We start from the raw sequence: 24,313 nt of genomic DNA on the forward strand, positions 1-24,313 counted from the left end.
GGTCGGCCTTCGCAAAGGGCGGGGCGGAATGTCAACGACTGGAAGCGCCGGAGCGGCGGCGACTGAAGCAAACGGAGCGGCGGCGACTGGAGGAAACGGCGCAGGTGCACTCCGGCGGCCGCATGTGATCGTTCTGGGCAACGAAAAGGGTGGCTCGGGCAAATCCACCACGGCCGTGCACATCGCCATGGCGCTGGAAAGCGCCGGGCTGAAGGTGGCCGTTGCGGATTGCGACCATCGGCAGAAATCGACGGCGCGCTATCTGGAGAACCGTCTGGCCTGGGCAAAGCGGCACGACTTGCCGCTGACGTCGCCGCCGGTCGTGGTGCTGGAAGACGGCGAGACCGACAGGCTGGACGAGCTGATTGCGGGCGGTTTCGACGCCGTCATCATCGATACGCCGGGGCGCGATTCCGAGATCGGCCGCGCCGCCATTGCCCGCGCCGACACGCTGGTGACGCCGATCAACGACAGCTTCATCGATTTCGACCTGCTGGGACAGGTCGATCCGGACAGCTTCAAGGTGACCAAGCCCAGCTTTTATTCCGAGCTGGTGTGGAAGGCGCGGCAGCAGCGCGCGCGAGCTGACGGCGGCACGGTGGATTGGGTTGTGCTGCGGAACCGCCTGTCCTCGCTCGAAGCGCGCAACCGGAAGCGCGTGGGCGGTGCGCTGGACGAGCTGTCGAAGCGGATCGGCTTCCGCGTCGCGCCCGGCCTTTCCGAGCGGGTGATCTTCCGCGAGCTGTTCCCGCGCGGGTTGACGCTGCTCGACATGGCCTATGTCTCCGACGCGTCGGTAAGCCATGTCGCGGCGCGGGCCGAGCTGCGCGAGCTGATTGCGTCGCTGCAGCTGCCGCTGGCGAATCGCGGCGCGCAGGAAGCCGTCGCCTGATGGCGATGTTCCTGCTGCTGGCGGCGGCGGCGGTTGGCTATGCCTGGTGGAAGGGTTGGCTTGGCAAGGGCGCCGAACGCAAGCTGGGCGCGGTGGCGGCGACGATCCTGGCGCTGTGGCTGCTGGCCCGCGGGCAGGTGGTGCCGGGGCTGGCGGCAGGCGTGGTCGCGGCGGGCCTCGGGCTTTCGGGCTGGATGCAGGCAAAGGTCGCGGCGGTGCCAATGGACGAGCTGGAGGCGCGTCGGTTGCTGGGGGTCGGGCTGAATGCCGACGAAGACGAGATACTGGCGGCACACCGGCGGCTGATTGCCAAGGTGCATCCCGATCGCGGCGGCAATCCGGAAATGGCGCGGCGGGTCAACGCGGCGCGGGATTATCTTATCGTGAACAGGGCCCGGCGAGGTTGACGACTGGCGTTAACGCTTTCTATCCGGGAGCTGGGTGGGGAACGGGCAATCGATTGGCGCCGGGAGAATGGGTGCCAAAGGACAGGGGCTGACAATGCAGAGCCACAAATTCCATCCAACTACGCTGCGGGAATATGACATCCGCGGAATCATCGGCGAAACGCTGGGTGAGCAGGACGCAGAAGCCATCGGCCGCGGCTTTGGCACCGTGGTGCGCCGGGCCGGGGGCAAGCTGGTTTCGGTGGGCTTTGACGGGCGTGAAAGCTCGCCGCGGCTGGAAAAGGCCCTGGTCGACGGGTTGATCGCCGCCGGCTGCGACGTCATCCGAATCGGCCTGGGGCCAACGGGGATGCTGTATTTCTCTGTTTCCGAGCTGAAGGCCGATGGCGGGGTGATGATCACCGGCAGCCACAATCCGCCCGACTATAACGGCTTCAAGATGATGCTGAAGGAGCGGCCCTTTTTCGGCGCCGACATCCGCGCGCTGGGCGAGGCCGCCGCGAAGGGCGACTGGGAAAAGGGCGAAGGCTCCAGCCGCACAATCGACATCGGCGACCGCTATGTGGAGCGGCTGGTGCAAGGCAGCCACTGCAAGCCGTTCCGCATCGGCTGGGACGCCGGCAACGGCGCCACCGGCGAAGCGCTGGAGAAGCTGGTGCGGCTGCTGCCCGGCGAACATCACACGCTGTTCACCCAGATCGACGGAAACTTCCCGAACCACCATCCCGACCCGACGGTGGAGGCCAATATCGAGGACCTGCGCCAGCTGGTGAAGGAGCTGAACCTCGATTTCGGCATCGCCTTCGACGGCGACGGAGACCGCATCGGCGCCATCGACAGCAAGGGCCGCGTGGTGTGGGGCGACCAGCTGCTGGCGATCCTGGCGGAACCTGTGCTGAAGGAACTGCCGGGCGCCACCATCATCGCCGACGTGAAGGCCAGCCAGGCACTGTATGACCGGATCGCCGAGCTGGGCGGCAAGCCGATGATGTGGAAGACCGGGCACAGCCTGATCAAGGCGAAAATGAAGGAAGTGGATTCGCCGCTCGCGGGCGAGATGAGCGGCCACATCTTCTTCAAGCACCGCTGGTACGGGTTCGACGATGCGCTTTATGCTGCAGTTCGCCTAATCGAGGCGGTTGGCGATCTGGGCGGTTCGCTGACGGCGCTGAAGGACGCCATGCCGGCCGTCGTCAACACGCCGGAGATGCGCTTCCCCTGTTCGGAAGAGCGGAAGTTCCAGGTCGTCGAGGAAGTGCTGGCACGACTGAAGGCGGCCGGCGCGGAGGTGAACGACACCGATGGTGCGCGCGTGAACACGCCCGACGGCTGGTGGCTGCTCAGGGCATCCAACACGCAGGATGTGCTGGTTGCTCGGGCAGAAGCGCACGACGAAGCGGCGCTGGAACGACTCACTGCTGCCATCGATTCGGAGCTGGCAAAGTCAGGCGTGGAGCGCGTCGTCGTCGCCCACTGATAGCGTTAACCAAGAGGGCAACAGAGTGCAGCAAACAGCGTTTGCTGCACTGCACCATTTCGCCTCTTGATATTGGCGCCAGAAATGACTATTGTGCACTGCAGCAAGAACTGGAGTGCGCCACTGATGGCTGAAGCCAAGCCTGCCCGGAAGCCTGTTGCGAAGAAGACGGCCGTCCCTGCTGTTACAATGGCCCCTGCTGTTGCGGCTGCGCCTGCGTTGACCGTCGAGACCGGGGCTGAAGCCAGGCCTGTTGCGGCTAGCAAGCCGGTTGCGCGCCCCGTCAAACCGATTGGGGAAACACCGATGACGACCGAAACGATCACCAAGACGCTCGAGACCGTCGTTCCTGCCATGGAAAAGGCCACCACCGATGCGGTGGCACAAGCCCAGGCCGGATTCGAGCAGATGAACGGAAAGGTTCGCGAGATGATGGAGAAGAACATGAAGTCGATTACGGAAATGAACGAGTTCGCCAAGGGCAACGTCGAAGCCCTGATCGAATCCGCCAAGGCTGCTGCTGCTGGCGCTGAAACGCTGACCACGCACTTCGTCGAGTCCTCGAAGGCCTCGTTCGAGGAAAGCCAGGCCGCTTTCAAGTCGATGACCGCGCTGAAGTCGCCGGCCGAAGTGCTGGCTGCCCAGCAGCAATTCGCCAAGACCCAGTTCGACAAGGCTGTCGCCAACTGGAGCCACGTGACGGAAACCTGGATGAAGCTGGCCGGTGAAGTGGTTCAGCCGCTTTCCAACCGCGTCGCGCTGGCGCAGGAAACTGTGAAGAAGTCCATGGCGGTTTAAACCGCCGAGGCGGCCGGAGCCAATGCGAAGCATTGGCCTCCGGACTCGCCGATATGGACACGGACGGCATGAAAAAGGGCGGGGTATCTAACCCGCCCTTTTTGCGTGTCCGACGGCGCGGCTTGGCCGCGCTTTTCTGTCTTATGTCTTTCCGTTCAAGCGGACTCGGCGGCTCAGCCGCCGGCCGCTTCCTTCACCGCCCCCAGCAAGAATTCCACATTCCCCTCTGGCCCGGTGATGGGGGAGGGCGTGACGCCCAGCACGCGCCATCCCTTGCCTGAAACCCACTCCGCTGCTGCATCGCACACACGTTGGTGCACTGCGGCATCGCGGACCACGCCGCCCTTGCCGACTTCGGCCCGCCCGGCCTCGAACTGCGGCTTCACCAGCGCCACCAGATGTGCGCCTTCGCGGGCAAAACCAAGCGCAGCATCCAGCACCTTGGCCAGTGAAATGAAGCTGGCATCGCAGACGACGATGTCCACCGGCTCGGGGATATGTTCACCGGTCAGCGCCCGCGCATTCAACTGCTCCAGCACCACCACGCGTAGATCCCGCCGCAGCTTCCAGGCCAGCTGGTTGGTTCCGACATCGACGGCATAGACCTTGGCCGCCCCACGCGTGAGCAGCACATCGGTGAACCCGCCGGTGGAGGACCCGACATCCAGCCCCACCGCGCCTGAAACGTCGATGCCGAAATGCGACAGCCCATGATCCAGCTTCAACCCGCCACGCGACACCCAGGGATGATCCTTGCCGCGAACGTCCAGCAAGGCATCGACGGCCAGCATCTCGCCTGCCTTCGCAACCTTGCGCTCGCCAGCAAACACCAGCCCGGCCATGATCAACGCCTGCGCGCGCGAGCGGCTTTCGGCCAGCCCGCGCTCTACAAGCAACTGATCGACGCGGTGCTTTGCCATCAGACGAAGGGGTTGCGGATGGTGAGCCGGCCGTCGATCACAAGGCCATCGTGCAGGTCTTCTGACCAGAAGGAGCGGCAGTTGGCTGTCAGCGCCGCTGCCAGATGAATCGAATCATAGATGCCAAGTTGGTAGCGTTCCGCGATCCGCAGCCCGTCTCTATGGGTCTCGTATGTCAGCGGCAGGGGGCGGAGAACCAGCGACAGTATATGCTCGATAGCTTCGTTCAGTTCCGCCCACGAGTAGCCCATCCTGCGGCGGGCAACCAACGAAAACTCGTTTAGCGTTTGCACACCAATGCGGTTCCGGCCATCCAGCAAGGTTCGCGCGACTGTTTTGCGAGGGCTTTCAGCATAGCAATAGACAAGGATGTTGGTATCGAGGAATCCGCTCAATTGCGCTCACCCGGCATGTCCGGGCCGCGCAAATTCTCATTGTCCCAGTCGATTTTCCAATTCTCCGGGAGAGGCCGGGACAGCTTGTCCATTTTTTTCAGGATGGCTTCGCGTCCGCCGGGCATGGACAGGATGATGGTCCCGTCTTCGCCGGGCTTCATGTCCACATCATCACCTTCCTTAATTCCCAGTGCACGCGCGACATCGACAGGAATGCGGACGGCGAGGCTGTTACCCCAGCGGGCGATCTGCATGACGGGCTCCTTGGATATACGTTCTATTTATGTATATCTGAAGAAGCGAAACGTCAACGCGAGGTGCCGGTTGGAGCCGATGCAGACGCTTTGCTTCCGTACTATCGCGGTAGCTGAGCCAGCAATTTGCCATTTGGCAACTACACCCTCTTTACCGGCTTGTGGCTTTCCACAGGTTGAACCAGTTGGGCGAAGCGTTGTTTGCATAGCCAAGTTTGCAGCACTAGCATGCGTGATCCTGTCTTCGCCGAATAGATAGACAGTTGCGGAATAAGACGCAAACAGGTGTCTGATGTAGCGGATAAAATTTCGTTCCAAGGATACTTTATCGATCCGATCAAACCGTTCTGCATAATGCCAAAGTCGTCAATTATAATGGGCCAAAGTCGTCAATTATAATGGTTTCTCGTGGTCCAATGACAACATTGGCAACCAGTACAGTTGCAAGGCCGCCGAAAAGAACGAAACCAGATAAGCCCACAAATAGGGCTTTGATTGCTTCCCACTCTTCATCGCGCTGCGGATAACCCCACAAGCCTGCGATTGAGGCGGCGTCGACTGCGATACCCAATAGCGCGCCAGCGACAATCAGCGTCCGCCATACAGATATTTGAACCATGAGCTGACGGGCCACTCTTACGCCCGCGCGCCCTCCGGCACCTCAACACTATTATGCCGCAGCGCCGTCAGCACCGTTTTCACGATGCCCCCCGCGTCCAGCCCGGCCTCGGCATATTGCTTCACCGGGTTCTCATGCTCCTGGAAGATGTCCGGCAGGCGCATGGTTCGGATCTTCAGGCCGTTGTCGGTCAGGCCCTCGTCACTCGCCAGTGTCAGCACATGTGCGCCGAAGCCGCCGATGGCGCCTTCCTCGATGGTCAGCACCACTTCGTGCGTGGCGCACAGCTTGCGGATCAGTGCCTCATCCAGCGGCTTGGCGAAACGCATGTCGGCAACCGTCGTGCTCAGCCCCTTGGCGTCCAGCTCGTCGGCGGCCTTCAGTGCCTCGTGCAGGCGGGTGCCCAGCGACAGGATGGCAACCTTCTTGCCCTCGCGGACGATGCGGCCTTTGCCGATCTCCAGCGCCTCGGGCGTCGTTGGCAGTGGCACGCCAACGCCTTCGCCGCGCGGATAGCGCACGGCAATCGGCCCGCTGTCATGCTGGTTTGCGGTGTGCACCATATGCACCAGCTCGGCCTCGTCGGCGGCGGCCATCACCACCATGTTCGGCAGCGTCGCCAGATAGGTGACGTCGAAGCTGCCGGCATGGGTGCTGCCGTCGGCCCCCACCAACCCGGCCCGGTCGATGCCGAAGCGGACGGGCAGGTTCTGGATACACACATCATGCACGACCTGGTCGTAGGCGCGCTGCAGGAAGGTGGAATAGATCGCAGCCCACGGCCGATAGCCCTGCGCTGCAAGACCGGCTGCAAAGGTCACTGCATGCTGCTCGGCAATTCCAACGTCGAACAGGCGATCGGGGAATTCCTTCTGGAACTTGTCCAGCCCGGTGCCCGAAGGCATGGCCGCGGTGATCGCCACCACCTTGGGGTCACGTCGCGCCTCGGCCGACAGCGCCTCGGCGAACACCGCCGTATAGCTGGGCGGCCCGCCCGGCTCCGGCTTGTGCTGCTTGCCGGTGACGACGTCGAATTTCACCACGCCATGATATTTGTCGGCAGCGGCTTCGGCGGGCGCATAGCCCTTACCTTTCTTCGTCACCACATGGATCAGGCACGGGCCTTCGGCGGCGTCGCGGATATTTTCCAGAATGGGAACAAGCACATCCATGTTGTGGCCGTCGATCGGCCCGACATAGTAAAAGCCCAGTTCCTCGAAGAGGGTGCCGCCGGTCCCCAGCGTGCGGAAGAATTCGTCCGCGCGCTTGGCGGGGGCCTTCAGCGGCTCGGGCAGGGCCTTCTTCGCCAGCTGGCGCACGGCATCGCGGATGCCAAGGAAGGTGTTGGAGCTGTAGGCGCGGGCCAGATAGGCGCTGAGCGCGCCGACCGGCGGCGCGATCGACATGTCGTTGTCGTTCAGCACCACGATCAGCCGGTTGCCAGCGTCGCGCGCATTGTTCATCGCCTCATAGGCCATCCCGGCCGACATCGCGCCGTCACCGATGACGGCGATGGCCTTGCCCGGCGCGCCGGAAAGCTTGTTGGCGATGGCAAAGCCCAGCGCCGCTGAAATCGAGGTGGAGCTGTGGGCGGCGCCGAACGGATCGTAGACGCTTTCGCTGCGCTTGGTGAAGCCGGACAGCCCGCCGCCCTGCCGCAGGGTGCGGATTCGGTCGCGTCGGCCGGTCAGGATCTTGTGCGGATAGGCCTGGTGGCCGACGTCCCAGATCAACTTGTCATCGGGGGTGTTGAATACATAGTGCAGCGCCACCGTCAGCTCGACAACGCCAAGCCCGGCACCCAGATGACCGCCGGTCACGCTGACAGCGTCGATCATTTCGGCGCGCAATTCATCGGCAACCTGCCGGAGCTGCTCGGCCTTCAGGCGGCGAAGGTCAGGAGGCGTGGGCGCAGCGTCGAGCAACGGAGTCTCGGGCCGACGATAGGGCGCGCCTTCGATTGCGCCGGATTTCGATTTCGTCATGGAAAAGACTTAACCCGAAGCCGGTTCGGAGCAAAGCCCATTCCTGACCCGCAGTGCAGGCTTTCGTCAGCCGTGGCAGGTCGGGCACAGCCCTATCAGCTCAAGTACGGGTCGATGCGGCTGGAATCCGGTCGATTCGGCGCGATCGCGCATGCGATCGGCCAGGCTGTCGTCGTCCAGATGGTCGATCGAACCGCATTTCTCGCACACCAGGAAGATACAGTCGTGCGCGCACGCCGGGTGCACATTGACCACATAGGCGTTGCGGCTCTCGATTCGCTTGGCGAGGTTGTGCGCCACGAACAGATCGAGGATGCGATAGACGCTGTTGGCCGCGATCCGCCGCCCGGTTGCGGTCGAAACGCGTTCGGCGACGTCATACGCGGAAACCGGCCGGCCATCCTGCGCCAGCGCATCGAAAACGCCAGCGCGCAGCTCGGTCCACTGCACGTCCTGTTCGCTCAACGCATCGCGAGCTGCATCGCGAAGCGCATCGCTACCCGGTTCCCAATGCGCCCGGGGGCTGTGAGCGTGTGCCGCGTGCGCCATCAACGGATGCCGATCAATTTTCCCGGTTTTCCAGCGAAGCCGTCTGCGGGGCGGCCTTTGTCGTCGGGCCGCGGGCAATCGCGGCAGCCAGGCGGTCGCCTTCCGGGCAGCTTCCGGTGCACAGCTTGCGGACGCGCTCCAGGTTGGTCTGCGCCCGCGCGGTGGCGCCGCGTTCCACCAGCGCCATGCCCTGCAGCTCCAGCGCGGCTACATCGTTGGGCTCGATCTCCAGCGCTTCGCGGTAATAGCGGACGGCCTTGCCAGGCAGGCCATCAGCCTCCGCAGCGCGGGCAAGGCCCAGATAGGCGCGCCGATTGCGGGGGTCGGCGGCAAGCGCTGCCTCGAAACTGTCGGTCGCGGCCTGCGACTGGCCAGCGGCGAGGTGGGTTTCGCCCAGTTGCATCATCTTCAGAGACAGCGGTGCCAGCTGATTATCGGGCTGGCCGCGCGCCGGGGCGGCAGCGGGGGCTTCATCGCGCAGACGGGCGGCATCGGCCGGAACGGCAGCAATTGCGACAGACAAACCCATCACTACGCCAGCCACGGCGGGCCGGCCCATCGTCCAGAAGCGCATCGACGTCCCTCTCAGTGTCAGTCCCGTCAGTCAGTCGTCCGGCCATGTGCCGGCATTGAAAATTCAGTCGTCGGGCGGGAGACTAGCAAGTTCAAGCCAGCCTTGCGACGAAAAAGCCGTCGCACCCGTCCCGGGCGGGAGAAAGGGCGGAAAAACCCTCCAGCTTCAGCCCCAGCCTGTCGGCTGCAGCTGTTGCCTGATCCCGTCCTTCCGCATCGAGCACCGAGCACACCGCATAGACCAGCCGTCCGCCCGGCTTCAGCAGCAATGCCGCAAAATCGATGAGCCGGGCCTGAACGCCCAGCACCCGGTCCAGCCGCTCCGGCGTCAGGCGCCACCGCAGCTCCGGGCTGCGGCGCCAGGTGCCGGTGCCAGAGCAGGGCGCATCGACCAGGATCATATCGGCGCGGCCCTTCAGGTCCTCCATACTCTCGGCTTCCCGGCCGGGGTTCAGCAGTCGGGATTCGACAAAGCTCTCCAGCCCGGCCCGGGCAAGGCGGGGCGCCATCGATTGCAGACGTGGCCGGTCGGTGTCGCAGGCGATCAGCCGCCCTTCACCGCGCATGTCGGCTGCAAGCGCCAGCGTCTTGCCCCCGGCGCCGGCGCAGAGATCGATCACCGTTTCGCCAGGAGCCGCGGCGGCAAAGGCGGCCACATGCTGGCTTCCGGCGTCCTGTACCTCGATCGAGCCGTCGAGCATCAGCGGATGGCGATCAAGCGGTTGCGGCGTTTCCAGCCTGAGGCCAAGCGGCAGGCCGGGGATGCGCGCCGCGCCCAGCTCGGCGGCTACCGCTTCCACATCTGCCTTCATGGCATTTACCCGCAGATCCAGCGGTGCACGGCCGATCAGGGCGGTGGCCTCGGCTTCGAAACCTTCACCGAAACGTGCCCGCAGCGCCGGCTCCAGCCAGGACGGCACCAGTCCGGTCAGGCTGCGCGGCTCGTCCGCGGTGACGGGAGCCGGGGCGTGCGGGCTGCCGTCGAAAAGAGCAAGCAACTCGGGCCGGTGGCGTTCCGCAACGCCGATCAGTGCGGCGCGTCCAGAGGCGGGTCGTTCGGCGGTGTCGCGGATGGCCGCATAGACCAGTTCGCGCACGGCTGCTCTGTCCTTGGAACCCGCATAGCGACGGGCTGCGAAATAGCGCTGGACGATGGTGTCGGCGGCGGCGCCACCGCTGGCTGCCGCCGAAATCACCTGATTCAGGATCTCGATGGCCGCCTGCAGGCGTGCCGGATCGCGCATATCAGCGGGCTCCATGCGCGTAGTCGCGCATATCAGCGTGTCGGGTAGTTCGGCGCTTCGCGGGTGATCGTCACGTCGTGAACGTGGCTCTCGCGAAGGCCGGCGTTGGTGATCTGCACGAATTCGGCGCGCTTGCGCAGTTCGTCAAGGTTAGCGGCGCCGGTGTAGCCCATCGCCGCCTTCAGCCCGCCGACCAGCTGGTGCAGCACGTCCCGTGCGGGGCCCTTGTAGGGCACCTGGCCCTCGATGCCTTCCGGCACCAGCTTCAGCTGATCCTTGATGTCCTGCTGGAAGTAACGGTCGGCGCTGCCGCGGGCCATGGCGCCCACCGAGCCCATGCCGCGATAGCTCTTGTAGGCGCGCCCCTGATACAGGAACGTCTCGCCCGGCGCTTCCTCGGTGCCAGCCAGCAGGCTGCCGATCATCACGGCGCCGGCGCCCGCCGCCATCGCCTTGGCGATATCTCCCGAGGTGCGAAGCCCGCCGTCGGCGATCACCGGGACGCCCTGCTTCGCAGCCTCGGCGGCGGTATCCAGTATGGCTGTCAGCTGCGGTACGCCCACACCGGCGACGACGCGGGTAGTGCAGATGCTGCCCGGGCCGATGCCGACCTTGATTCCGTCTGCGCCGGCGTCGATCAGCGCCTTTGCCGCTTCAGCGGTTGCAACGTTTCCGGCGATCACCTGCGCATGGTTGGAGCGCGCCTTGATACGCCGCACCGCCTCGCCCACCATGCGGCTGTGGCCATGCGCGGTGTCCACCACGATCAGGTCACACTCGGCGTCGATCAGCGCTGCGGAGCGCTCGTGTCCCGCCTCGCCCACCGTCGTTGCGGCGGCCACGCGCAGCCGCCCGGATGCGTCCTTGGTGGCGTTGGGATAGGTAACGGCCTTCTCGATATCCTTGACGGTGATGAGGCCGACGCAGCGGCCCTCATCGTCCACAACCAACAGCTTCTCGATCCGGCGCTGGTGCAGCAGGCGGCGGGCTTCTTCCTGCGACACGCCGGCGCGGACGGTGGCGAGATTGTGCCGGGTCATCAGCTCGGCGACCGGCTGCGCCATATTCTCGGCAAAGCGCACGTCGCGGTTGGTGAGGATGCCTGTCAGCTTGCCGGGGGTGCCCGGCGCGGACGGCTCGACCACGGGAATGCCGGAAATGCGGTGCACCGCCATCAGCTCCAGTGCCTGGCCCAACGTCTGGTCGGCGGTCATGGTGATGGGGTTCACCACCATGCCGCTTTCGAAGCGCTTCACCTGGCGGACGGCTTCCACCTGCTCTTCGATGGACAGATTGCGGTGGAGGACGCCAATACCACCCGCCTGCGCCATGACGATCGCCATCTGCGCTTCGGTGACGGTGTCCATCGCGGACGAGAGGACGGGGATGTGCAAACGGATCGAGCGGGTGATGCTGGTCGACGTATCCGCCTGGGAAGGGAGCACGGCCGATTCGGCCGGAACCAGCAAAACGTCGTCGAAGGTCAGACCCTGCCTGATCACCATAAAAGCTCTTTCCCGTTCCTTTTCAGCGCCATCACCGGAAATAGGTGCGGGGCGGACCGTTACAGCCCGCCCCGGAACGCACGCCCTATAATGCAATCAGGCCGGATTGCCGAGCCAGATGCGATAATATTTTGCCAGCTGGTCGCGCGGCGGAGCGGTGACGGTGCCCAGTGCCGCTTCGGCGCCGGCCTTGTCGCCCGTCTTGCCCAGCGCAAAGCCAAGCCGCGTGTTGACCGTTGCGGCATCGACGCCGCCCTTGGTCAGCGCCATCTTGTAGAGCTCGGCAGCCTTTGCGTAGTTGCCATAGCCCAGCTGCGCGTCGGCGGTTGCCATCGCAGCCTTGCCGGTCTTGGAAGCGGCCGCCTCTTTTTCCAGCCCGGCGAGCGACGCCTTGTCGGCGGCGATCTTCGGGTTCACCTGCGCCAGCAGTTCCTTCACGAAGGGCGCCGTCGACTTGATCGCGCCCTTGGCGACACCTTCATCCAGCACCGCCTTGGCTTCGCCGGGGAAGCCGCGGATCGTCGCGGTCTCTGCGTATTCGGCATAGTCGCGCTCGCCGGCCAGCGCATTGTTGGCGCGCATCAGCCGCAGCACGTCCAGGTTCGCCTGATCGTCCAGCTTATTGCCGTCGCGATAGATCACCAGCACGTCGCGCCAGTTTGTGGCGTTGGGATAGGCCTTCACCAGCGCTTCACTGGCAGCAGTGGTTTGCGCCGGCAGCTTGCTGTCATAGGCGATGGCGAGGGTGCGGCGATACCAGCTTTCGTCGGCCTTCTGGCCGCCCTTTTCCTGGATCGCGATGGCCTGCTGCATCGAGGCGATGGCCTTGTCGTTCTGCTTCTGGCGGCGCTGCAGCTCGGCCACCTCGACCACCAGCTGCGCATCGCTCGGGTCCATGGCGATCAGCTTCTCGAACTCGCTGACGGCCTTGTTCAGGTCGTTGCGCTGCATCGCCATCGCACCCAGGTTGCGGCGGAACTTCACTTCATCTTCGCGCGTCAGGCGGCCGCTGGTGAGGGCGCCTTCCAGCGACTTCTCGATCAGCGCATTGTCCTTCAGGTTGATCGCCGAGTTCAGCGTCAGCATGTTGATGATATAGACATCATCAGAATTCTTTTCCGGCAGCGCATCGGCCTGCTTCAGCAGCTCCAGCGCACCGGCATGGTCGCCAGCGTTCTGCTTTTGCTGGGCCTGCGCCACCAGCGACTGCACCGGCTTCGAGAATTTGTAGGTCGGGCCTTTTTCAGCCGACTTTTTCTGCGCCATCGCGGCCTGCGGAATGGCGACCGCGATCGCCGCAGCCAGAACCAACGCCGATGCGCGCGAAACCGATGCACGCTGAAGGAACTTCGTCATGTGCCCACTCTCCACTTGCGCCCTCTCCGGGCTCTTTAGGTCACCTGCGGCCGCCCATGGCGGGCAGCCGGTTGCAGAATCCTGAACGCGCCCCCTCGCACCGCTTGCCGCCCTGCGTCAAGCACAGGGCATTCGCGCAACCTTCTTACAGAACCGGTGGCCGCAGCCGCTCCCGCTCGGTCCATTCCAGCAGCAGAACGCGGCAACAGGCCGCCAGTTCCGCATCGCCGGCGTCGGCATAGGCGTGGAGGTCGATGAAGGCGTTCCAGAGCGCCTTGTTGGAGCCGTCGGCAAGGGCATCCCGCAGCAGGGCGCGCGGCGTTTCGGCCTGCACCGTTTCAAATAGCGCCAGCAGAGCGTCGCGCGCGGCGTTGTCGCGCGCAGTACGCGTTTCGGCGTCGTCGGCCAGCATCAGCAGCAGCGCGGCGATGGTGCCGGCAGTCTTGCCCTCATAGCTCTCGCCCAGAGCCGGGGCGACCATCATCGCCTGCCCCAAGGCCAGCGAGCGGAGCGATTGCGCGATCGTCAGGCTCATTTCGCCACCTCCATCAGCAGGCGTGCCAGATCCGCATTGTGCGCGCGATAAGGATAAAGGCCGGCAAAGGCCATCACCGGGTCGACCGTGCGCATGTTCGCCACCTCGAACGAGCTGGAGATCCAGATGGCAAGCCCCTGATAGGCCGAGAACAGCTGCCACCAGCGGAAGATGCCGGCATCGAAGCGGCGGCCGGATGCCGCCTCCCAGATGGAAATTGCCTCGTCGAAGGGCAGGGTGCCGGCCGGATGGCCCGGCATGGCATGGCCCCACAGCGGGTCGGTTACCCAGGCCAGATCCTCATAGGGATCGCCCACATGGGCCATTTCCCAATCCAGGATGGCGAGGAGCCGATTGCCTGCATCGACGAGGAAATTGCCCGAGCGGAAATCGCCGTGCACCAGCGACGGCGGGCCGGAGGCGGGCGGGATATTGGCTTCCAGCCAGCGCAGGGCTGCGGCCGCCACCGGCTCGGGCCCTGTGGCATGGGCGGCGATTTCGGCCTTCCAGTGCGCAAGTCGTCCGGCGGCGTCCTGTACCGGCAGCTGGTCACGGTCTGCGGCGTCGGGTGTAAGCGCATGCAGGCGCCCCAGCGCGTCGAACAGGCCGCGCCCGGTTTCCGCCCGTGTGTCGCCATAGGGGTTTTCATCGAGCGGCGAGGCCGCCCGCCCGCCGGGGACTTCGCGCATCAGGAAGCCCGGCGAGCCGAACTGCCTGCCATCCAGATCCAGCAGCAGCGGCTCGGGCGCCGGAATACCTGCCGAATGGGCGCGGCGCAGCACATGATATTCGGCCGAGCGCGACGTGGTGATGAGGCTGGAGGACGGATCGCGGCGGACGACCAGTCCCTCCGATCCGCCTTCCATGTGGGCGACGAAACGCCAGGTTTCGCGCGCGGCACCGCCGTGGAAGCGGCTGAGGCTGTCGACACGGACGGGCGTTCCGCGCTGGGCGGAGAGTACGGCCTCCAGCCTTCCGATCAGATCATGCTCAGGCAAGGTCGAACAATCCCTTGAAGCCGGAGGGGGCATGGCGGCCGATGAACAGCTGCTCCAGCACGCCGCGTCCCTGGTGTTTCACGCCGCCGGGGAGCCGCAACTCGGCCGAAACCAGCGTCTGGATATGGCCGTTCTGCGGTGCGGTCAGATCGACCTCCCCGTGCACGATCCGCTCGCCCTGCACATCCAGATCGCCGCGCCAGAGCCCGTGCGCGAACTTTGGATGGCCATAGCCGATGCCGTGCATCTGGAACTCGTCGCCCAGTGCCAGCTCGATTTCAACCTGGCCTTCGGCGAGCATGCCATGCAGAACCGCCTTGCCGGCGCGTCGGGTGCCGGGGCGATAGACCAGCTCGGCGCGGGGAGAGCCCAGCTTCGTTTCCGCGCCGCTGGCAAGATCCACCAGCACGGCGGAGCGGTTCCAGCCAGTGCCGTCGCCATCGTCGTTCACATGGAAGAACAGCGCATGGCCCGGGAAATTGATCGGCGCCCACAGCCAGTAGAATTGCGGCAACTGCGCCGGCGCCAGCGGCTGCGCATCGGGCGCACCGATCGGACGGACCCCCCAGCTGCGGTCGCGCGTGCCGCGCCATCCGGCCAGATCGTGGGCGACACCGTCCACCGTGGCGGTCCCGCTCACCGCCATGTTCTGGGTCATCCGCGTCACATCCATCAGCGTGCGCGGCCCTTGCCGATAGGTAAAGCGTGGCTCCTCGATGGGGGCGTGGCGGCCTTCGAAGAGGATGTCGGCGGAAATCCCCTCGCTCGGTGCCAGCTGCAGCCGCAGCTTCTTCAGCGGCTCCACCACCTCGACCGAAATCGGCCCCACCTGGGTATCCAGCCGTTCCATCCCCAGCAGCCGCGAGGCAAAGATCGAGCGCTGCACGCCGCCTTCCATCCAGCAGAACGCCGCGTCCATCACATTGAGATGCGGATACACGCCCAGCGCGCCTGCCACGAACTGGCGGCCATCGGCAGACTGGGCGTTAAAGAAATAGCGGTCATAGAAGTTGCGGTCGGTTCCGGCCGTGGCAATCGGCTCCGGCCGCTGGTGCACCGGATAGTCGTCAGCCTTGCTCAACATATATCTCTCCCCACACGCCTGCCGCGCAGATCTCCATGCGTTCTTTGCATGCTTGTTGGCGCAAGGCGGGCTGCGCTGCACCCTCGCAAAAATGGACGGCAACGGCTAAGGCGGGCCGATGTCTTCATATTCTCCCCGTTCCGGGCCGGATGCCCGGCAGCGCCGTTCGGCGTCGCGCCTTGCTGCCGTGCAGGCGCTCTATCAGCAATCGCTCGTCGGCACCTCGACCCCGCGACTGCTCAACGAATTCCACGATCATCGGCTCGGCACCGTCACCGACGATGAAGAGGGCGGAGACAAGCTGGCCGACGCCGACCGTCCCTTTTTCGACGATCTCGTCTCCGGCAGCCTCGCCCGCGCCGACGAGCTGGATGCGACCATCACCAGCTTCCTCGGCGCCGGCTGGACGCTGGACCGGCTGGACCGGCTGATGCTGCAGATCCTGCGCTGCGGTGCCTATGAGATGCTCGCTCGACCGGACGTGCCGCGCGCTGCGGTGGTGTCCGAATATGTCGATGTCGCCCACGCCTTCTATCCACGCGCGGAAACCGGATTTGTGAACGCCCTGCTTGACCGGCTGGGCCGCAGCGTGCGCGAAGGGCAGGACGGCTGACTCTCGAGGCGGAGCTGCTGGCGCGGCTGAAAGGCCTCGCCATGCACAAGGCCGCGCGCGGGCTTGCCGACGACGCGGCGGTTCTGGACTGGCCGCTTGGCCTGCAACTGGTGGCGACGCACGACATGCTGGCCGAAGGCGTGCATTTCACCCCTGATTGCCCGCCAGTCGATATCGGCTGGAAGCTGGTGGCCGTGAACCTTTCCGATCTTGCCGCGATGGGTGCGAGACCGGTCGGCGTGCTTATGGGGGCCGGGATCGGCGCGGGCAGGGATGCCGAATGGGCCTCGGAACTGGTGCGTGGCATGGCGCAGGCACTCGGCAGTTTTCATGCGCCGCTGCTGGGCGGAGACACCATCCGCACCAACGCAGGATCCGTGCTGTCGCTGACGGCGCTCGGCTCCGTGCCCGCAGGTTCGGCGCTGTCGCGTGGCGCCGCCGCCGATGGCGACGATCTGTGGGTCAGCGGCACGATCGGCGACGCCGGGCTGGGCCTGGAAATCGCGTTGAACGGCAGTGGCGACGCGACGCTGCTGAAGCGGTATCGTCGGCCGACACCGCGGCTGGCGCTCGGCATGGCCCTTCGTGGCCTGGCAAGTGCCGCCATGGATGTGTCGGACGGGCTGCTGATCGACGCCGCCCGCCTTGCAGATGCCTCCGGGCTGGCGGCAGACCTGAATTCACACGCCATTCCCCTCAGCGAAGCAGCCGCTGCGGCAGGGCGCGAGGTCGCGGAACTTGCCGCCATGGGCGACGATTACGAGCTGATGTTCGCCGCGCCGGCAGCCAATCGCGACGCCATCCGGTCGGCGGCATCCACCGCCAAAACCCCCGTCTCGCGCATTGGAACGCTGGGCAATGGCGCCGGTCTCACCCTGGACGGCTCGGTTCCCGCCCGGCTGGGCTATCAACATCGCTGAGTCGTTCCCTGCGCGCGACGGGTTGCGCGCCCCCCGCCTTTTCGCCAATCTCTGCGCCACAAGCCACAAAGGCATAAGTTGGCGGCGCATGCGCTGCCTTGGAGAGTAACGTGGCGGCCACCCAGGCCGCCCCTTCGTAGAGGGTAGGGGACTGATGAATTTTGTTCTCATCGCCATACTGTGCGGCCTTGCGGCCGTGCTCTATGGCCTACTTACAACACGCGCCGTGTTGTCGGCGCCCGCCGGCAATCCACGGATGCAGGAAATCGCCGCCGCCATTCAGGAGGGCGCAGGCGCCTATCTGAAGAAGCAGTACAGCGCCATCGCCGTCGTCGGCGTGATCGCGCTGGCGCTCGTCGCCTTCTTCTTCGGCCGCTATCCGGCCGTCGGCTTCGTGATCGGCGCCGTGCTTTCCGGCGTCACCGGCTTCATCGGGATGAACATCTCGGTGCGCGCCAACGTCCGCACGGCGGAGGCGGCGCGCACGGGGCTGCAGGCCGGCCTGACGCTGGCGTTCCGCGCCGGCGCGATCACCGGGATGCTGGTGGCCGGACTCGCGCTGCTTGCCATCGCTGGCTATTATCATGTCCTCACCGGCATGCTGGGTTTCGCTTCCGACGATCGGGTGGTGATCGACAGCCTCGTCAGCCTTGCGCTGGGCGCTTCGCTCATCTCCATCTTCGCGCGTCTGGGCGGCGGCATCTTCACCAAGGCAGCCGACGTCGGCGCCGACCTCGTCGGCAAGGTCGAGGCCGGAATCCCCGAAGACGACCCGCGCAACCCTGCCGTGATTGCAGATAATGTCGGAGACAATGTCGGCGACTGCGCCGGCATGGCGGCCGACCTGTTCGAAACCTATGTCGTCACTGTCGGCGCCACGATGGTGCTGACGGCGCTGCTGATCGGCGGACCTTACCTCACCCAGCTGATGGCGCTGCCGCTGCTGGTGGGTGGCGTCTGCGCACTTACCTCTATCCTGGGCACCTTCTTCGTGAAGCTAGGCTCGTCGAAGAACATCATGGGCGCGCTCTACAAGGGCTTCCTTGTCTCGGCGCTTGCCTCGGTTCCGGCGATCTTCCTCGCCACCAAGATGGTCTTCCCCGATCTTAACACCGTCGTCGGCGGGCAGGCGGCAGACGGCACCGGCGGCTTCACGCCGATGCATCTGTTCTGGGCGATGATGGTGGGCCTTGCCGTCACCGGCCTGCTGGTCTGGATCACCGAATACTACACCGGCACGCCCTATCGCCCGGTCCGTTCCATCGCCAAGGCGTCGGAAACCGGACACGGCACCAATATCATCCAGGGGCTCGCCATCAGCATGGAGGCAACCGCGCTTCCGACGCTGGTGATCTGCGCCGGGATGATCGTGTCCTACCTGCTCGCAGGCGTGATGGGGATCGGCTTTGCCGCAACCTCGATGCTGGCACTGGCCGGTATGGTCGTGGCGCTGGATGCCTATGGCCCCGTCACCGATAACGCGGGCGGCATTGCCGAAATGGCCGGCCTCGAAGGCGAAGTGCGCGAGCGCACCGATGCCCTCGACGCGGTGGGCAACACCACCAAGGCCGTCACCAAGGGCTATGCCATCGGCTCGGCAGGCCTTGCCGCGCTGGTGCTGTTCAATGCTTACACGGCTGACCTCGGCAAGTTCTTCGGTGACCTCACCGTCGACTTCTCGCTGTCGAACCCGTTTGTCATCGTCGGGCTGCTGCTCGGTGCCCTGCTGCCCTATATCTTCGGGGCGATGGGGATGACGGCGGTTGGCCGCGCTGCGGGTGCCGTGGTGGAGGAAGTGCGCAACCAGTTCCGCACCAATCCGGGCATCATGGCCGGCACCTCCAAGCCCGACTATGCCCGCACCGTTGGCCTCGTCACGCAGGCAGCGATCAAGGAGATGATCGTCCCCTCGCTGCTCCCCGTGCTGGCGCCCATCGTCGTCTACTTCGTGATCACCGCCATCGCCGGCCAGGCCAACGGCTTTGCCGCGGTCGGTGCACTGCTGATGGGGGTGATCGTCAGCGGCATCTTCGTCGCCATCTCGATGACTTCGGGCGGCGGCGCGTGGGATAACGCCAAGAAGTTCATCGAAGACGGCCACCACGGCGGCAAGGGTTCCGAAGCCCACAAGGCTGCGGTGACCGGCGATACCGTTGGCGATCCGTACAAGGATACCGCCGGGCCTGCGGTGAACCCGATGATCAAGATCACCAACATCGTGGCGCTGTTGCTGTTGGCAGCGCTGGCGGCGCACTAGCAGTTGGCGAAAGCCTGAAAGCGGAAGGGCCGGGGGTTTCCACCCCCGGCCCTTTCTGCATCCGCCAAAGCCGCGCCGTTATTGAGGAGGACCCCCACCGCCGCCCCCGCCAGCACTCACAGATCCGATATTCCCGAACAGATCCTCCAGCAGCGTCGCCTCGCGGCCCAGCGTCGGGGTCTTGTCGTTGTTGGGCGAAATATTCGCCACCTGATCCATGCCGCGCCGCTCCACGGCTGCAACCGTGCCATCCGCCATAAAGCGGACGATCAGGATGCTCTGTTCCTTGGGAACGGGGCGCGCAAAGGCCAGCTGGCGGGTGTTGCGGGAGATATAATACCAGGTGTTGCCGTCCCATTGCGCGATCGAGGTGGGCCGGCCCAGCGCCTTTGAAACCGAGTCCTTGTTGTCGACACCCGGCTGTACCGATGCGACGAGCTCCTCGTCCGCCACATAGCCCTGGTTGTTCTGGATCTGCCGCTGCGCGCAGGCCCCAAGGCCCAGGAGCATGGCGGGCGCCAGCATCACGGCAAGTACGCGGCGGGAAACAGGGGTCATCGGCACTCCGGGCCCGGCGTCGGGCGTGATCAGGGCAATGGTCAGGGGCTGCTTGCTTGCAGCCGTTCAGCGCGCCATATGCGCCGGGATACCGGGCCTTGCAACCTTAGAGGCCCTTCGGCTCGTCGCAGCAGGCTGCTTTCATGTCCTTTCTATCCCGCCTTCTCACCCCCCCGCGCCCGCCGCTGGCAGACCTGTGGGACTGGATCACCCAGACCGCGCGCGAACCGCGCTGGTATCTGCGCCACGCCGTCGCCGACACGGTTGATGGCCGGTTCGATATGGTGGCGCTGATGACATCGCTGGTGATGCTGCGGCTGGAAGACCTGAAGCTGATGCCACAGACGGCGCTCCTGACCGAGCGTTTCGTAGAGGACATGGACGGATCGCTTCGGGAAATCGGCATCGGCGATATGGTGATCGGCAAGAAGATGGGGCATGTGATCGGCGCCATGGGCGGCCGGCTGGGCGTCTATCGCGCGGCGCTGGCGCCCGATGCCGATCCGGCGCTGCTGCCCGAAGCGCTGGCGCGCAACGTCTGGCGCGGCGAAGCGCCCGAAGGCGCGGCCGACGATCTGGCAAGCGCCGTCCGCGAGCTGAAGGCGCGGATCGAGGCAACGCCCGCCAAGGCCCTGCTCGCTGGAGACATCGCATGAATGCCGAATTCAGCCGCCGCATTCCGTTGCTGAAGCTGTCCACCCGCGCACAGCCTTTCCATCTGGAGGCGGACGCCGCCGCCCGGCAGGCGCTCGCCAAGCGCTTCGACCTGGTTTCCGTGGAACGGCTCGAAGCCCAGCTGGAGGCATACCGCAGCGGTCCCGCCGCCATTGTCACCGGCAAGCTGTCGGCAGACGTCGTGCAATCCTGCGTTGTCTCCGGAGAGCCGGTTCCCGCCCGTGTGGAGGAAGTCATACAGCTGCGCTTCGAGGAGGCGCCGGACGAGGACGATCTCGAGCTGGAGGAAGAGGCGCTCGACGTGCTGCCGATCGAGCAGGACAGCATCGACCTGGGCGAGGCGGTGGCGCAGTCGCTGTTTCTGGCGCTCGATCCCTATCCCCGCGCCGATCCCGTCGCCATCCAGAAGGCCCGCCTGCACCTGACGAGCGAGGAAGAGGCGCAGGCCGCAGAGGCCGCCGAGAAGGCCGCGGCAAACCCCTTCGCCAGGCTGAAACGCCCGTGACGCAGAAGGTGGGCGGCCCGATTCCGGTTCGCACCACGATCTTCGAGGCGATGTCGGCGAAGGCTGTCGCCCATGGCGCCATCAATCTGGGGCAGGGCTTCCCCGATGCCTGCGGCCCGCAATCCGTGCGCGAAGCGGCGGCGCGCGCCCTGCTGGAGGGCCCGCACCAATATCCCCGCATGCGCGGCACCGATGCGCTGCGGGAGGCTATCGGCCGCCACTATGCCGCCACGCAGGGGCTGCCGTTCGATCCAGTGGGCGAGATCGTTGTCACCAGCGGCGCCACCGAGGCGCTGGCCGCCGCCATCTTCGCCCTGCTGGGGCCGGGCGACGGCGCCATCGTCATCGAGCCGGCCTATGATGCCTATGCCCCGCTGGTGCGGCGCGCTGGCGCCGTGCCGCAGTTCGTGCGGCTGCAGCCGCCCGGCTGGCGCATCGACCGCGCCCTTTTGGAGGCGGCGGTGACGCCTGCGACCCGCGTCATCCTCGTCAACGATCCGGTCAATCCGACGGGCCGCATGCTCGACGCGCAGGAGCGCGAGGCGATTCGCGACGTGGCTCTGGCGCATGATCTGCTGATCATCGCCGACGAGGTCTGGGAGGAGGTTCGCCCCAACCATCGGCTGCATGTGTCTCTCGCGGCCGATCCGGCGCTGCGCAGCCGCACCGTGAAGATCGGCTCGGCCGGAAAGATCTTCCAGGTAACGGGCTGGAAGGTCGGCTGGGCCTGCGCTGCGCCGGACCTCGCGGCCCGCATCGCTGCCACGCACCAGTATCTCACCTTCACCACCTCGCCGGCGCTGCAACAGGCAGTTGCCGAAGGGCTGGACGGCGAGCGCGGCTGGCTGACGGGCATGCGCGACGAGATCGAGGCGGGCAGGGCGCATCTGGCGGCCGGCCTGCAGTCCGCCGGCTTCGCGCTGCTGCCCTCGGAAGCGACCTGGTTCCTGTCGATTGACCTCACAGCCTCGGGCATCGCCATCGACGATGTGTCCTTCTGCACGCGACTGGTCGTGCAGCACGGAGTCGCTGCGATTCCGGTATCCGCCTTCTTTGAGGGCGAGGATGTGCCGCGCAATGCCGTGCGCTTCTGCCATGCCAAGGCGCGCGCCACCATCGACTCGGCGCTGAAACGGCTGGCAAGGGCAAAGTCGGACTTCTAGAAGTCCGAGCAGATTCCCTTCACTTCCCAGTCGCCATAGCGGGTCGGCTCCAGCCCGCCGCGGCCACCGATTTCGCCCTGGCCTGGCTTGGGTGCGGGGGAGGGAGGCGCCTTGGCGGCCTCTCGCTTTTTGGGGGTCTCTTTCGCAGTCATCGCCGCCGCTTTAGCATGAAAAGAAAAATAGATCGAAGGGGAGAGAGATGCTGGATCTGAAGGGCAAGGTGATTGCCGTGACGGGGGCCGGAAGCGGTATTGGCCGCTCGCTGGCGCTGGGGCTGGCGCGGCGGGGCTCGACCGTCGCGATGGCTGACAAGGACGCAGCGGGTCTGGCTGAAACCGCACGCATGCTGGGCAATTATCCGCACTCCAGCCGGGCCTTCGACGTTACCGACACCGATGCACTGCAAGGTTGGATCGACGACGCCGTCAGCGAGTTCGGCGGACTGGACGGGATCATCAACAACGCCGGCCTTTCCGTCGTGGCGCCGTTCGCCGATACCCCGCGCGAGGATTTCAACCGGGTGATGAACGTCAACTTCAACGCCGTGGTGGAGGGTTGCCGGCTTGCGCTCCCGGAAATCCGCAAGCGCGGAAGCGGCTGGATCGTGAATATTTCCTCGGTGTTCGGAATGATGGGCTACCCCACCCAGAGCGCCTACAACGCTTCCAAATATGCCGTGCGCGGGCTTTCCGAAGCGATGCATATCGAGCTGTCGCAGACCGACCCCGGAATCAAGGTGATCCGCGTCCACCCCGGCGGTATCAAGACCAACGTGGCGCGAAATGCCAAGAAGATCGCCGGCATGCCCGGCACGGACGAGCTGATGGACAGCGACGATGCCTTTCAAAAGGCCGCCCGCACCACGCCGGACCAGGCCGCCGAAACCATCATAAGGGGCATGGAAACCGGCCAGCACAGGGTTCTGATCGGGCCCGACGCAAAATTCATCGACCTGATGGTGCGCTTGTTCCCGGTGAGCTACATGAAGCGCATAGGGATGTTCCTCACGGCCAGCTGAGGTCGTTGACAAACCGCCAGGCAGGGCCATTTTCCAGTATATGAACCGCACCAAGACTTTCATGTTGATGGCCGCCATGGCGGCGCTGTTCATGGGGCTGGGATTCCTGATCGGAGGCCGGTCTGGGATGCTGATCGCCTTCGTGATGGCGGCCGGAATGAACGTCTTCGCCTATTGGAACTCCGACAAGATGGTGCTGAAAATGCACCAGGCGCGCGAAGTCGGTGAAGACCATGAGCTGTATCGGATCGTGCAGCCGCTGGCGGCGCGGGCCGAAATTCCGATGCCGCGCGTCTATATTGTGGAGCAGGACCAGCCGAATGCGTTTGCAACCGGCCGCAACCCGGAAAACGCTGCCGTTGCAGCGACTTCCGGATTGATGCGTATGCTGGACCGGGATGAAGTCGCCGCCGTGATGGCGCACGAACTGGCGCATGTGAAGAACCGCGACACACTGGTGATGACGGTAACCGCCACCCTCGCCGGCGCCATTTCGATGCTGGGCAATTTCGCCTTCTTTTTCGGTGGCAATCGCAGCAACGGCCAGTCGAATGCGCTGATGGCCATTGTCGCGATGATCGTGGCGCCGCTGGCGGCGGCGCTGGTGCAGATGGCGATCAGCCGCACGCGCGAATATGGCGCCGATGCGATGGGCGCCGAAATCAGCGGTCAGCCGCTCAGGCTCGCCTCGGCGCTGGCCAAGCTGCAGGGGGCCGCGCACCGCATCCAGAATCCGGTTGCAGAGGCGAATCCGGCCGCTGCTTCGCTCTATATCATCAACCCGCTGGTGGGCGGGGTGCGCGACAACCTGTTCAGCACCCATCCGGCTGCCGAGAACCGCATCGCCGCGCTGGAGGCGATGGCTGGCTCCTCGTCATCGGCTGAGGCACCCGAACTGGCGCAGCCGTGGCCTGCCAGCGATGTGCCGCGCACAAAGCGCCCGAGCGCGCTCGGTCTCAATCCACCGAGACGTCGCAATCCCTGGGCCTGACACGCGCGCGCATGGCGCCGAT

27 protein-coding genes are annotated in these 24,313 nt (G+C 65.3%); 12 read left to right on the plus strand and 15 right to left on the minus strand.

Annotation, left to right across the window (positions count from 1 at the left end; all coding sequences use genetic code 11):
* The first annotated feature begins 124 nt into the window (after positions 1-124).
* From IM784_RS01175 to IM784_RS01190, 4 genes are all read left to right on the plus strand, one after another.
* Positions 125-892 (plus strand): division plane positioning ATPase MipZ, encoded by a 768-nt coding sequence (locus tag IM784_RS01175; protein WP_328799410.1) that lies wholly within the window; start codon positions 125-127, stop codon positions 890-892.
* Entirely contained in the window at positions 892-1,299 is a 408-nt protein-coding gene (locus tag IM784_RS01180; RefSeq protein ID WP_235976457.1) for a J domain-containing protein, read from the plus strand. The genes IM784_RS01175 and IM784_RS01180 overlap by 1 nt, the downstream gene beginning before the upstream one ends.
* Positions 1,300-1,393: 94 nt before the next feature.
* Positions 1,394-2,776 carry a phosphoglucomutase/phosphomannomutase PgmG gene (gene pgmG, locus IM784_RS01185; RefSeq protein WP_199553472.1) on the plus strand — a complete coding sequence of 461 codons (1,383 nt, stop codon included), beginning with the start codon at positions 1,394-1,396 and terminating at the stop codon, positions 2,774-2,776.
* A 219-nt stretch (positions 2,777-2,995) separates the two neighbouring features.
* Positions 2,996-3,574 carry a phasin family protein gene (locus IM784_RS01190; protein ID WP_199553473.1) on the plus strand — a complete coding sequence of 193 codons (579 nt, stop codon included), beginning with the start codon at positions 2,996-2,998 and terminating at the stop codon, positions 3,572-3,574.
* Positions 3,575-3,747: 173 nt separating this feature from the next.
* On the opposite strand, the gene IM784_RS01195 is transcribed toward IM784_RS01190, so the two are convergent.
* The 13 genes from IM784_RS01195 to IM784_RS01255 form a co-directional block, all read right to left on the minus strand.
* Entirely contained in the window at positions 3,748-4,494 is a 747-nt protein-coding gene (locus IM784_RS01195) for a TlyA family RNA methyltransferase (RefSeq protein WP_199553474.1), read from the minus strand.
* On the minus strand, positions 4,494-4,889 hold the full coding sequence (locus IM784_RS01200) for a PIN domain-containing protein (protein WP_199553475.1): 396 nt from the start codon (positions 4,887-4,889) through the stop codon (positions 4,494-4,496). The genes IM784_RS01195 and IM784_RS01200 overlap by 1 nt, the downstream gene beginning before the upstream one ends.
* The gene (locus tag IM784_RS01205; RefSeq protein ID WP_199553476.1) at positions 4,886-5,143 is read right to left on the minus strand and encodes an AbrB/MazE/SpoVT family DNA-binding domain-containing protein; all 258 of its coding nucleotides are present in this window, start codon (positions 5,141-5,143) and stop codon (positions 4,886-4,888) included. Before IM784_RS01205 ends, IM784_RS01200 begins: the two co-directional genes overlap by 4 nt.
* Positions 5,144-5,513: 370 nt before the next feature.
* Positions 5,514-5,777, minus strand: a complete 264-nt coding sequence (locus tag IM784_RS01210; RefSeq protein ID WP_199553477.1) for a hypothetical protein — start codon at positions 5,775-5,777, stop codon at positions 5,514-5,516.
* A gap of 2 nt (positions 5,778-5,779) precedes the next feature.
* On the minus strand, positions 5,780-7,747 hold the full coding sequence (dxs, locus tag IM784_RS01215) for a 1-deoxy-D-xylulose-5-phosphate synthase (RefSeq protein WP_199553478.1): 1,968 nt from the start codon (positions 7,745-7,747) through the stop codon (positions 5,780-5,782).
* Between the two features lie 66 nt (positions 7,748-7,813).
* Complete coding sequence (locus IM784_RS01220; RefSeq protein WP_199554097.1) at positions 7,814-8,296, minus strand: Fur family transcriptional regulator; 483 nt, start codon at positions 8,294-8,296, stop codon at positions 7,814-7,816.
* Positions 8,297-8,309: 13 nt separating this feature from the next.
* Positions 8,310-8,825, minus strand: coding sequence for a tetratricopeptide repeat protein (locus IM784_RS01225; protein ID WP_235976458.1), 516 nt, complete (start codon positions 8,823-8,825; stop codon positions 8,310-8,312).
* Positions 8,826-8,961: 136 nt separating this feature from the next.
* Positions 8,962-10,113 (minus strand): RsmB/NOP family class I SAM-dependent RNA methyltransferase, encoded by a 1,152-nt coding sequence (locus IM784_RS01230; RefSeq protein ID WP_199553479.1) that lies wholly within the window; start codon positions 10,111-10,113, stop codon positions 8,962-8,964.
* Between the two features lie 32 nt (positions 10,114-10,145).
* The gene (gene guaB / locus IM784_RS01235) at positions 10,146-11,618 is read right to left on the minus strand and encodes an IMP dehydrogenase (protein WP_199553480.1); all 1,473 of its coding nucleotides are present in this window, start codon (positions 11,616-11,618) and stop codon (positions 10,146-10,148) included.
* A gap of 96 nt (positions 11,619-11,714) precedes the next feature.
* Positions 11,715-12,974, minus strand: a complete 1,260-nt coding sequence (locus IM784_RS01240; protein ID WP_199553481.1) for a tetratricopeptide repeat protein — start codon at positions 12,972-12,974, stop codon at positions 11,715-11,717.
* Positions 12,975-13,119: 145 nt separating this feature from the next.
* Entirely contained in the window at positions 13,120-13,509 is a 390-nt protein-coding gene (locus IM784_RS01245) for a hypothetical protein (RefSeq protein WP_199553482.1), read from the minus strand.
* Positions 13,506-14,507, minus strand: coding sequence for a phosphotransferase family protein (locus IM784_RS01250; RefSeq protein ID WP_199553483.1), 1,002 nt, complete (start codon positions 14,505-14,507; stop codon positions 13,506-13,508). Before IM784_RS01250 ends, IM784_RS01245 begins: the two co-directional genes overlap by 4 nt.
* Positions 14,500-15,591, minus strand: a complete 1,092-nt coding sequence (locus tag IM784_RS01255) for a hypothetical protein (protein WP_199553484.1) — start codon at positions 15,589-15,591, stop codon at positions 14,500-14,502. Before IM784_RS01255 ends, IM784_RS01250 begins: the two co-directional genes overlap by 8 nt.
* Before the next feature lie 118 nt (positions 15,592-15,709).
* On the opposite strand from IM784_RS01255, the gene nusB reads away from it, so the two are divergent.
* From nusB to IM784_RS01270, 3 genes are all read left to right on the plus strand, one after another.
* Positions 15,710-16,204 (plus strand): transcription antitermination factor NusB, encoded by a 495-nt coding sequence (gene nusB, locus IM784_RS01260; RefSeq protein ID WP_199553485.1) that lies wholly within the window; start codon positions 15,710-15,712, stop codon positions 16,202-16,204.
* A gap of 26 nt (positions 16,205-16,230) precedes the next feature.
* A complete protein-coding gene (thiL, locus tag IM784_RS01265) occupies positions 16,231-17,124 on the plus strand; it encodes a thiamine-phosphate kinase (protein WP_328799442.1) in 894 nt (297 codons plus the stop codon).
* A gap of 154 nt (positions 17,125-17,278) precedes the next feature.
* Positions 17,279-19,381, plus strand: a complete 2,103-nt coding sequence (locus IM784_RS01270) for a sodium-translocating pyrophosphatase (protein ID WP_199553486.1) — start codon at positions 17,279-17,281, stop codon at positions 19,379-19,381.
* Between the two features lie 78 nt (positions 19,382-19,459).
* Here the strand turns inward: IM784_RS01270 and IM784_RS01275 are convergent, their stop codons facing one another.
* Positions 19,460-19,939: an outer membrane protein assembly factor BamE gene (locus tag IM784_RS01275; protein WP_199553487.1), complete on the minus strand. Its 480-nt coding sequence runs from the start codon at positions 19,937-19,939 to the stop codon at positions 19,460-19,462.
* A gap of 143 nt (positions 19,940-20,082) precedes the next feature.
* Between IM784_RS01275 and IM784_RS01280 the strand changes: the two genes are divergently transcribed.
* From IM784_RS01280 to IM784_RS01290, 3 genes are read left to right on the plus strand one after another with little or no spacing between them, the layout of a single operon-like run.
* Positions 20,083-20,595: a ubiquinol-cytochrome C chaperone family protein gene (locus tag IM784_RS01280; protein WP_199553488.1), complete on the plus strand. Its 513-nt coding sequence runs from the start codon at positions 20,083-20,085 to the stop codon at positions 20,593-20,595.
* A complete protein-coding gene (locus IM784_RS01285; RefSeq protein ID WP_199553489.1) occupies positions 20,592-21,119 on the plus strand; it encodes a YceD family protein in 528 nt (175 codons plus the stop codon). Before IM784_RS01280 ends, IM784_RS01285 begins: the two co-directional genes overlap by 4 nt.
* A complete protein-coding gene (locus IM784_RS01290; protein ID WP_328799411.1) occupies positions 21,116-22,282 on the plus strand; it encodes an aminotransferase in 1,167 nt (388 codons plus the stop codon). Before IM784_RS01285 ends, IM784_RS01290 begins: the two co-directional genes overlap by 4 nt.
* Here IM784_RS01290 and IM784_RS01295 read toward each other — a convergent pair.
* Positions 22,279-22,434, minus strand: coding sequence for a DUF1674 domain-containing protein (locus IM784_RS01295; protein WP_199553490.1), 156 nt, complete (start codon positions 22,432-22,434; stop codon positions 22,279-22,281). The two genes, IM784_RS01290 and IM784_RS01295, sit on opposite strands and share 4 nt — an antisense overlap.
* 47 nt (positions 22,435-22,481) lie before the next feature.
* Between IM784_RS01295 and IM784_RS01300 the strand changes: the two genes are divergently transcribed.
* Entirely contained in the window at positions 22,482-23,300 is an 819-nt protein-coding gene (locus tag IM784_RS01300; RefSeq protein ID WP_199553491.1) for an SDR family NAD(P)-dependent oxidoreductase, read from the plus strand.
* A gap of 40 nt (positions 23,301-23,340) precedes the next feature.
* Positions 23,341-24,291, plus strand: a complete 951-nt coding sequence (htpX, locus tag IM784_RS01305) for a zinc metalloprotease HtpX (RefSeq protein ID WP_199553492.1) — start codon at positions 23,341-23,343, stop codon at positions 24,289-24,291.
* Positions 24,292-24,313 lie beyond the last annotated feature (22 nt).

The organism is Sandaracinobacteroides hominis (assembly GCF_016464365.1).
Taxonomy (GTDB): Bacteria; Pseudomonadota; Alphaproteobacteria; order Sphingomonadales; family Sphingomonadaceae; genus Sandaracinobacteroides; species Sandaracinobacteroides hominis.